The organism is Chryseobacterium barbadense (assembly GCF_042849955.1).
GTDB lineage: Bacteria > Bacteroidota > Bacteroidia > Flavobacteriales > Weeksellaceae > Chryseobacterium.
The window spans coordinates 1-10,222 of sequence record NZ_BAAFHL010000071.1 but is presented as its reverse complement, the minus strand read 5'-3'; the positions used below and the strand labels follow the sequence as shown (position 1 = coordinate 10,222).

General features: G+C 34.8%; 11 protein-coding genes and 1 pseudogene. 9 read left to right on the top strand and 3 right to left on the bottom strand.

From position 1 onward, the window contains the following. The 9 genes and pseudogenes from ACGHIN_RS15370 to ACGHIN_RS15330 form a co-directional block, all read left to right on the top strand. A pseudogene (locus ACGHIN_RS15370) lies at nt 1-497 on the top strand (hypothetical protein); the annotation flags it as partial. 380 nt (nt 498-877) lie between these two features. After that, the gene (gene thrS / locus ACGHIN_RS15365; protein ID WP_390455445.1) at nt 878-2,797 is read left to right on the top strand and encodes a threonine--tRNA ligase; all 1,920 of its coding nucleotides are present in this window, start codon (nt 878-880) and stop codon (nt 2,795-2,797) included. Nucleotides 2,798-2,956: 159 nt separating this feature from the next. Further along, nucleotides 2,957-3,457, top strand: coding sequence for a translation initiation factor IF-3 (gene infC / locus ACGHIN_RS15360; protein WP_390455442.1), 501 nt, complete (start codon nt 2,957-2,959; stop codon nt 3,455-3,457). A gap of 172 nt (nt 3,458-3,629) precedes the next feature. Then, nucleotides 3,630-4,451 (top strand): alpha/beta fold hydrolase, encoded by an 822-nt coding sequence (locus ACGHIN_RS15355; protein WP_390455439.1) that lies wholly within the window; start codon nt 3,630-3,632, stop codon nt 4,449-4,451. A gap of 106 nt (nt 4,452-4,557) precedes the next feature. Beyond that, the gene (locus ACGHIN_RS15350; RefSeq protein WP_390455437.1) at nt 4,558-6,330 is read left to right on the top strand and encodes a glycosyltransferase family 39 protein; all 1,773 of its coding nucleotides are present in this window, start codon (nt 4,558-4,560) and stop codon (nt 6,328-6,330) included. A gap of 93 nt (nt 6,331-6,423) precedes the next feature. Beyond that, nucleotides 6,424-6,621: a 50S ribosomal protein L35 gene (gene rpmI / locus ACGHIN_RS15345; protein WP_002979658.1), complete on the top strand. Its 198-nt coding sequence runs from the start codon at nt 6,424-6,426 to the stop codon at nt 6,619-6,621. Nucleotides 6,622-6,742: 121 nt separating this feature from the next. Further along, complete coding sequence (rplT, locus tag ACGHIN_RS15340) at nt 6,743-7,087, top strand: 50S ribosomal protein L20 (RefSeq protein WP_122636445.1); 345 nt, start codon at nt 6,743-6,745, stop codon at nt 7,085-7,087. A gap of 113 nt (nt 7,088-7,200) precedes the next feature. Next, nucleotides 7,201-8,385, top strand: coding sequence for a M28 family peptidase (locus ACGHIN_RS15335; protein WP_390455431.1), 1,185 nt, complete (start codon nt 7,201-7,203; stop codon nt 8,383-8,385). A gap of 142 nt (nt 8,386-8,527) precedes the next feature. Next, nucleotides 8,528-8,704, top strand: coding sequence for a hypothetical protein (locus ACGHIN_RS15330; RefSeq protein ID WP_390455428.1), 177 nt, complete (start codon nt 8,528-8,530; stop codon nt 8,702-8,704). Between the two features lie 320 nt (nt 8,705-9,024). On the opposite strand, the gene ACGHIN_RS15325 is transcribed toward ACGHIN_RS15330, so the two are convergent. From ACGHIN_RS15325 to ACGHIN_RS15315, 3 genes are all read right to left on the bottom strand, one after another. After that, complete coding sequence (locus ACGHIN_RS15325) at nt 9,025-9,243, bottom strand: RHS repeat-associated core domain-containing protein (protein WP_390455426.1); 219 nt, start codon at nt 9,241-9,243, stop codon at nt 9,025-9,027. 244 nt (nt 9,244-9,487) lie between these two features. Further along, the gene (locus ACGHIN_RS15320; protein ID WP_390455423.1) at nt 9,488-9,964 is read right to left on the bottom strand and encodes a hypothetical protein; all 477 of its coding nucleotides are present in this window, start codon (nt 9,962-9,964) and stop codon (nt 9,488-9,490) included. Further along, the coding region (locus tag ACGHIN_RS15315) for a hypothetical protein (protein ID WP_390455420.1) at nt 9,954-10,222 on the bottom strand (269 nt) is incomplete at its 5' end. The genes ACGHIN_RS15315 and ACGHIN_RS15320, both read right to left, overlap by 11 nt.

Sequence of the window (10,222 nt, the reverse complement as noted above, 5' to 3'; positions counted from 1 at the left end):
AAGATAAGATTGATGAACATCATTTCATGATTCTTTACCTGAAAATGGCGGCCATGTTTTTCGGAAGTAAAAAATTCCAGGAATCTATTGAGTATTCCATGAAGGTAATTGAATCCAAAGGAAATGTGCAGGAAGATTTGCTGTTCCATACAAGGATTCTGATTCTTATGGCAAAGTATGAATCAGCTATTGATGAAGATTATGATGATTTTATCAAAGCTACTCTGAAATTTGCCAAAAAGATGAAAAAACCGGATGAATTCCATTTTGAAAGTATTAAATTCTTCAAAAAGTTGAATGATTTAACTCAGAATAAACAACAGGAATTATTCAAAGAATTTGATAAGAAGCTGGAACTTTTCTCTGAAAATGAATATTACAGAAGATCTTTGCTTTATATAGATATTCACGGTTGGGTACAATCCAAAGTAAGAAATGTAGATGTTATTGCAATCATCAAGGAAAAAGTAAGGTACAAAAGGAAATCTGAATCTTAATTTACCTGAGTCTGATTAACATTTAATTTTAACGCAAAATCCGCAAAAGTTTTTTTATTTTTCGTTCGCAAAGGCACTCTGTTCAGCGATGACTTACCGCACACTTGCTGAGTAAACGCCTTGGCGAACGAAAAATAAAAATTAACAAAATACAGATACCTTCTGCGTACATAGCGTTTATGCAATTTCAACATACTTCACTTATTTCAAACTCAAATTAATTTATAATGTATTCAATATTAGAAACGTGATCAATTCTTAATTTTTTGAAGCCCAATTTATGTGGATTTACGTATTAAATCTTATCTATACATCGTATTGATATAGTTTTTTAACTAAAAAATGCGTATTTTTGCCTCTTAAAAATTTCTTAGTAAACAATGATAAAAATTACACTTCCAGACAATAGTGTCAGAGAATTCGAGGCAGGAGTTACTCCGCTAGATGTGGCAAAATCTATAAGCGAGGGATTGGCTAGAAATACCATTTCCGCAGTTGTAAACGACAAACAAGTTGAGACGACCACGCCTATCACCACGGATTCTACGGTACAATTATTGACATGGAATGATGATCTTGGAAAGAAAGCTTTCTGGCATTCTTCTGCCCACTTATTGGCGCAGGCTATCCTTGAATTTTATCCCAATGCTAAGTTGACGATTGGTCCGGCTATCGAAAGCGGGTTCTATTATGATGTAGATTTCGGAGATGAAAGCTTATCTGAAAAAGATTTTGAGAAAATTGAAAAGAAGGTATTGGAAAATGCTAAAAAAGGTTCTACTTTCTCCTTATACCCTGTTTCTAAAGAAGAAGCATTAAAGGTGTATGCGGACAATCCATATAAAGTTGAATTGATCTCTAAGCTTAATGATGGAGAAATCACTTTTGTAACTCACGATAATTTCACAGATTTATGTCGTGGAGGACATATTCCGAATACCAGTATTGTAAAGGCGATGAAGATTTTGAATGCCGCCGGAGCTTACTGGAGAGGAAATGAGAAAAATCCTCAATTGACAAGAGTTTACGGTATTTCTTTCCCAAAACAGAAAGATCTTACCGAATATCTTGAAAGATTAGAAGAAGCGAAAAGAAGAGATCACAGAAAATTAGGTAAAGAATTAGGAATCTTTGCATTCTCTGAAAAAGTAGGTGCAGGATTGCCATTATGGTTGCCAAAAGGAACTGCTTTAAGAAGAAAATTAGAGAATTTCCTTTCTGCCGCTCAGAAAAAAGGAGGGTATGAATTTGTAATGTCGCCGCATATTGGTGCTAAAGAATTATATGTAACTTCCGGACACTGGGATAAATATGGCGCAGATAGCTTCCAGCCAATCAAAACTCCTAATGAAGGAGAAGAATTCATGCTGAAGCCAATGAACTGCCCGCACCACTGCGAAATCTACAAAACCTCACAATGGAGCTACAGGGATTTACCGAAAAGATATGCAGAATTCGGGACTGTATACAGATATGAGCAAAGTGGTGAGCTTCACGGATTAACAAGGGTTCGTGGATTTACTCAGGATGATGCTCACCTATTCTGTACTCCGGATCAGCTTTTAGGAGAATTTGAAGCGGTAATCGATCTTGTATTGTACGTGTTCAGATCTTTAGGTTTTGAAGATTTTGTGACTCAGGTTTCTTTGAGAGACCCTGAGAACAGAGAAAAATATATCGGTTCTGATGAGAACTGGGAAAAAGCGGAAAACGCAATTATTACAGCAGCAAAAAACAAAAACCTGACTACAGTTATTGAATACGGTGAAGCTGCGTTCTATGGTCCTAAACTGGATTTTATGGTAAAAGATGCTTTGGGAAGAAAATGGCAGCTGGGAACTATCCAGGTAGATTACAACTTACCGGAAAGATTTGATCTTCATTATATCGGAAATGATAATGAGAAGCACAGACCGGTTATGATCCACAGAGCGCCTTTCGGTTCTATGGAACGTTTCATCGCGATTTTGCTGGAGAATACTGCAGGAGATTTTCCATTGTGGCTGAGCCCTGATCAGTTTATTATTCTTCCGATCAGTGAAAAATATGTAGATTATGCTAAAAAAGTTTCACAATTTTTAGAAAATCACGATATTAGCGGTCAAATTGATGACAGAAACGAGAAGACAGGGAAAAAGATACGTGATGCGGAATTAAATAAGATCCCATTCATGTTAGTGGTAGGAGAAAATGAAGAAAGAGATGGCACAATTTCTGTAAGAAGACGTGGTGAAGGAGATCTTGGAGCCATGAGCATGGAAGATTTCGTTTCTTATTTTAAGAAAGAAGCAGCCATTTAATGATTAAAAGATTAAAGGATTTAAAAATTACTTCATGTAAATATCTTTTAATTTTTGATTATATAGTAAATTAGAATTAACCAATAAAATTATAATACAATAGCACAAAGATTTAACAACAGGGGCCCACAAAGACGTCCGGTACAAGAGGACGCACACTTGATCAACGATAAAATTCGTGTGAGAGAACTTCGTTTAGTGGGCGATAACGTAGAGCCGGGAGTGTATCCTACTGACAAAGCAAGACAAATTGCTCAGGAACAGGAATTGGATTTAGTAGTAATTTCCGACAAAGCTGAACCGTTTATTGCTAGAATTTTGGACTATAAAAAGTTCTTATACGAGCAAAAGAAAAAACAGAAGGAACTAAAGGCTAAGCAGGTAAAAGTGGTGGTAAAGGAGATCCGTTTCGGACCTCAGACAGATGACCACGATTATGAATTCAAGAAGAAGCATGCTGAAAAATTCCTCGAAGAAGGTTCGAAACTGAAAACCTACGTTTTTTTCAAAGGACGTTCAATCATCTTCAAAGATCAGGGAGAGATCCTGCTTTTAAAATTAGCCCAGGAACTGGAGCACGTTGGTAAAGTGGATCAATTGCCTAAACTGGAAGGGAAAAGAATGATCATGATGATGAGCCCTAAAAAAGCAGTAAAATAGTTTAATTAATTTAAACTTTACAATATAAACCTCAAAGTAATTTTGAGGTTTTTTTGTTTTATAATAAAGGTTAAATAATTATTAAAATATAACCTATGATAAGATCCGGGAAAATGTTTAGTTCTACCTTTGTTATAGAAATCATTCATTAATCATTAAAACAATATTAGCTATGAGCACACTACAATTAAAAGACGGAACGGAAATTTACTACAAAGACTGGGGGAAAGGACAGCCTGTTTTCTTTCACCATGGATGGCCTTTATCCAGCGATGACTGGGATGCACAAATGTTATTCTTCTTAGAACAAGGTTATAGAGTAATTGCCCATGACAGAAGAGGCCACGGAAGATCCAGCCAGACTGCGGAAGGTCATAATATGAATACTTATGCTTCTGATGTGGCTGAATTAGTAGAAGCATTGGATTTAAAAGATGTTATTCATGTTGGTCATTCTACAGGAGGTGGTGAAGTGATCCGATATGTGGCTAAGCATGGAAACGGAAGAGTGGCAAAAGCTGTTTTAGTGAGTGCAGTAACACCTATTATGATAAAAACTGAAGATAATCCTAATGGAATTCCAATGTCTGTTTTTGATGAAATCCGTCACAATACCGCTACTCAAAGACAACAATATTTCATCGACTTTACAATTCCTTTTTACGGATATAACCGAGAAGGGGCCAAAGAATCTGAAGGAGTGAGAAGAAACTGGTGGAGACAGGGCATGATGGGATCCATTAAGGCTCATTATGATTGTATTAAAGCTTTTTCTGAAACGGATTTTACGGAAGATCTTAAAAATGTGGATATCCCGGTACTGGTGATGCATGGTGAAGATGATCAGATCGTTCCGTTTGAAACCACTGGAAAAGTTGCGGCTACCCTACTGAAAAACGGAAAACTGATTTCTTATCCTGGTTTTCCTCACGGTATGCCCACTACTGAGGCTGAGACCATCAATAAGGATCTTTTAGCATTTTTTAAGGCATAACTTCCTTTATATAAAAGTTGTGGATATTTAGTATCTACAGCTTTTTTTGTAATTTCGCCAACAATTCCTGAAAGGCTTGGGAAAATGAATATAAATATAATATTTAATGAAATTCGGGTATAGAATCTTTTTTATTATTTCCATTGTTATATTCTTCCTGAGTTGTTCCTATTATTATCCTTTTATTTCGGATGACAGCTTAATCTCACTGCGTTATGTCCAGCGTTTCCTTGAAGGAAAAGGCTTAAGCTGGAATGACGGTCATCCTGTTGAAGGTTATTCTAATTTTCTTTGGATCCTCGGGGTTTCTGCTTTAGGAAAACTGGGAATTGATCTTATTGTATCTGCAAGAATTTTTGGAATACTTTGTTCATTATCCACTATTTGGGTAATTCTGAATTATTTTAGAAAGCAGAATATAAAAAAGGAATATGTTTTTCTTGCAGTCATATTATTGATTACGACTCCATGTTTTGCGGTTTGGGCTATTGGCGGTTTGGAACAGCCGTTGTATGCTTTGCTGGTGACCTTAATATTTATTGATGTTTTACGGATTGTAAGCTCTAATAATCTTAAGACGATCTATCCATTATCTGTCTGGTTAGGATTGCTTGCTCTTACGAGACCGGATGGCTTTTTGTTCACAATTATTACATCTGCATTTTTATTGGCTATTAACAGGCAAAATAAAGAGAAACTCTTAAAAATAGGAATAGTAACCATACTGATTCCTGCTCTATTTCTGCTGTCGCAATTGCTGTTTAGGTATAGCTATTATGGAGAATTGGTTCCTAATACGGCTTTGGTAAAAGTTAAAATTACCATTCATCATATTCTCAGAGGCGGGTTTTATCATGTGAAAGCCTTTTTGGGAACATTGCTCATTTCTTCTCTCGGTTTGTATGGAATGTATATTTTAATCTTTAAGAAAAAGAATATATTTGGTCTTTATATACTGTGTACTACTATTGCCTGGATTTCTTATGTAACATTAGTAGGAGGAGATATTTTTCCAGCTTACAGGCATTATTATGTAGTACTAATTTTCTTTACTTTTTCTATCATTTTAGGTCTTAATGCAGTCAACAAAATTAATTTTAAGAATAAAAAAATTGTTCTTGGAGTATTGGGTGTTCTCATTGTAAATGCTTTTTTACAAACAAAATTTACGGATAATCAAAATGCAGTAAATGAAAGATGGGAGTTCAGAGGGATGCGGCTTGGCGAAAAATTGCAAGCTACTTTTCCTACAAAAACGCTCATTGCCGTAACAGCAGCAGGCTGCATCCCCTATTCTTCTGAATTGCCGAGCATTGACATGCTTGGTTTGAACGATTATTATATCCCCAGACATCCCCCGGCCAGCTTTGGCACAGGTACGTTAGCACATGAACTGGGAGATGCGAAGTATGTGCTGGGCAGAAATCCAGATATTATTATTTTTAATACAGGTGCCGATCTTTGTTTTAATATTGGTGATCAGCTTAAAGACAATAAGTTCTTCAATACGGATTATATTAAAACCCTGGCTACGGAAAGAGAAAATGAATATGTTTTGTTCTTTAATAAATACGGGAGGAATACAGGAATTAAAAGATATCAAAACGAATTAAAAATTCCGGGGTATTTATTTTCTCACTCAAAAGACACAACCAGTGTGTTTACAGGTCAAAAGCTTTTAAAGCCTATGAATAGCGGAAATATGTATGAAATATCACTTCGTGTTCCGGATGAAAAATGGAAGATTAAAACCGTTAGAAGTACTAAAAATATTGATTTTCAAACGACTATCGCTTATCAAAATAAACAAATGAAAGTTTTTATTATCCCCGAACATAATGCTTTAATAGAATCTGTTGTATTAGAGAGAAATAATTAGTGTTTTTTTTGTATCTTTGCAAACTATTATTCCTAATTGTTTAGGTATAACCAACAACAGATATTGATAACAAAACAATAAAAAAGCAAAACAATGCCAAAATTAAAAACGAAATCAGGTGCTAAAAAGCGTTTTGCTCTTACTGGTTCTGGTAAGATCAAAAGAAAAAATGCTTACAAAAGCCACATCTTAACTAAGAAAGAAACTAAGCAGAAGAGAAATCTTACTACTACTTCTTACGTAGCTAAAGTGGACGAGAAAAGTGTTCAACGTCAATTAGCCATTAAGTAGTTTTTATAAATCTATATTCGGTTTATAAGAATTCAAACAAATTCAAAATTTTAACCCTGAAATGGAGCCCCTAAGTGCAATGAAACAGTTTGCCGCACATTTCAAAAAAACAATTTAAATTATGCCAAGATCAGTAAATGCCGTAGCTTCAAGAGCTCGCAGAAAGAAAATTTTTAAGCACGCTAAAGGTTATTTCGGAAGAAGAAAGAACGTTTGGACAGTAGCTAAAAACGCGGTAGAAAAAGCAATGCAATATGCTTACCGTGGTAGAAAAGAGAAAAAGAGAAACTTCAGAGCACTTTGGATCACTCGTATCAATGCGGGAACCAGAGAGCACGGAATGTCTTACTCTCAGTTTATGGGAGCTCTTAAAAAGAACAACGTTGAGCTTAACAGAAAAGTTTTAGCAGATTTAGCAATGAATCACCCTGAAGCTTTCAAAGCAGTTGTAGATCAAGTAAAATAATGTAAAATTTTTGTTATCAATATAGTCCCGGGTTTCTTTGCCCGGGATTTTTTTATTACTACATTTGCTAAATTATTGTGAAAAATATAAAGAATTACTAAATATCATATCAAGTGAAAAAAATTACTTCTCTTCTACTCTTTTCTTTTGGAGCCTATTGTTTGCAGGCTCAGACCTTTATTCAGGCATATCAAAACAGGGCCAATCAGGTTACTCAAACGAATATTACAACATTGTTGCAGGAGTTTGAAAACCTGGGGGTAAAAACAACGGGTTCGGCTCTTAATACATCTGCTTTAGACTGGCTTAAAAATAAGTATACCTCTTATGGATATACCGCAAGCCAAATAGTGGAAGATCCCTTTACATTTACTTATCAGGGAAACAGCATTAGTTCAAAAAATTTAGTAATTACCAAAACAGGAACTGTTTATCCTAATACCTACATTATTATCTGCGGCCATTATGATACTATCAATGGTCCGGGTGTAAATGACAATGGTAGCGGAACTTCCATTATTTTGGAAGCCGCCAGAATTTTAAAAGACGTCCCTACTGAATATTCTATTAAATTTATTCATTTCTCCGGTGAAGAGCAGGGATTATTCGGAAGTGGGCACTATGCTAATAATGTTGCTTACCAGGCGGATAATCGTGTACTGGATATAAAACTTGTTTTCAATTTAGATCAAGTAGGAGGAAAATTAGGAAATAATAATAATACCATTAAATGTGAGAGAGATAATGGAGGGCAGCCGGCTAATAATGCAATGTCCAATACTATGACTCAACAGCTTGCAACTTGTACAACTTTATATTCACCTCTGCAAACTGCTATAACGTCAGCTTATTCCTCTGATTATATGCCGTTTGAGGCAAAAAATGAGATTATTACAGGATTTTATGAAAATGTTCAAAGTCCTCATCCTCATACTTCAACAGATATATTTACTAATGTAGATCCCACGTATGTATTTAATGTTGGAAAAGCTGCTGTGGGAGCACTTCAGCATTTTGCCGTAGCTTCAACATCCACTCTGGGAACCGGAGAAAAAACTTTAGACAAAATAGAGATGGCTAAAGTTTATCCGAATCCTGCCAAAGATATGGTGTACATCGAATTCCCAAATGAAGTAAAAAACTTTAAGGTGGAAGTAACGGATATGAGTGGCCGTTTAATTTTAAATACGGAAAACGAAACTAAACTGAATGTTTCGGGATTAGCCAAAGGTGCTTATCTCGTTACTTTAAAGTCTGGTGATCAGAAAGCCGTGAGAAAGATTTTGATTGATAAATAAATAAATAAATAAAAGCCGGCTTAAGCTAACTTTTATTTATCCCTAGTTTGAAGTATCTCTTCAATATGATACAGATCCGTAAAAATACAAAAAACCACCGCATAACGCAGTGGTTTTCTTTTATCATCCACACGATACAATCGTGCGGCAGCGGGAGGGTACTCTGGATTATCTTGTAAAGGACGGAGAGTATGAACAGATTGACAACGATACGCTGAAAAAGCTAAAAGCAATACAGGAACTCGACAGTGATACGAAAGCGCATATTTTTGCCACCAAAGAAATTATAATCTACTTCACCACTAGCTCCAACTTCTAAACCACCTCCCGCAGATGAGCTTGTTGTAACACCAAATCTATCTGGGACTAAAAACCTTGCTAAAGGACTGTTCCACCAATTTCTTTTAGTAACTGTAACCCCTGCAATCTTCAAGAGCCTTTCCTCCTCCAGTTGCAGAATCGTCATATATATATCCATCTGCCGCATAGTTCATGGTCCCCATAGTATTGCTCGCAAAAGCATACTTAGCTCCTTCTATATTATTGTCTTTGAAAAATTGGTCAGCATTATCTCAGTTTAAATCCTTATTATAAAGATATTGTCCATCACCTGTGTAATACCAATCTCTTCCATCGGGATCAATTCTCATAATAGGGTTTTCCAACATAATTATATGAAGAATGATTGGTATAAGATTCTTGATTTGGGTCTTGTACACCCCATCTTCCTAAATCCGGCATATAGAATCTCGCTCCATAATCATACATTCCTGTCTCTTGCAGCTCCTTTCCATTGTACTTGTAAGCTTTATAACTTCCTGTTCCAAAGAAGGCATTGCCACTATTCAAATGATTCATTCCAAAAGGATAGTAATCATTGGCATCTACAATTTCAAGAACTCCTGTGCTGTTTCTCCCAAAACTTACCCTTACATTGCATAAATGATCTTTATACTGGTAAATATATTTATTATTCTAGTAATCAAAAAATCCTTCCGCCGTAGGGAAAAACTGCAGCTCAACAATTTGCGAGAGGTTTTTATTTACAGAGGAATGAGCGAGCTTCTCACATTAGCTTGACATTATCACTAACTTTGATATGCTACTGCTTTTTAAATATGAAACCAACACTTCCATTTTCAATTTTTTTATAATAATATAAATCATTTTGTGTTATTTTTAAAGTGTCGATATTTGGTATATAATACAAAGATTTATCAGAATAAAATGACCTTCCATCATAAAGCTTCCTTATATTTGTTCTATATTTTTCACTCAGAAAATCACAATCACTATAATTAAAATATGGTAAGTTAAACTCTTCCCTCTCAGGATTCAAAATTATTATCTTATTCTTAGAAATAAGGTATTTCTTTTTAAAGATTATATTTTTGAAGTGAGCATCTATATTAGTACAATTAAAACTATTCTTAATAATGAGATTATTTTCATCTAATATTTGAATAGATAACTTTCTATTTTTGTTTTCATAAATATATTCATTTCCTATTATTGATAAGGGTTGATTTTTACATGAAACGAATAGAATCAATATAATTAAACACATTTTAATTTGCATAATAATTTTTATCTGTTTTTGGTGGATATACTAAAGTTTGATTAAGTCCTGGTTTATCAACTAAGCTTTGAAGAAAACTATTGTTAATTTCATTAAGCTCAGTGACGGTTTGTGTTTTACCTATTTTTAACAAATTACTAGGATTTGAAAAATCTAAATAAGGTTGATATAATATTTGACCAACTGCTGATAATTGTGCTTTATATGCCTCCACTTCTTTACTCGCGCCAAAGCTTCCAGATGTTAAATTTCCTGAAG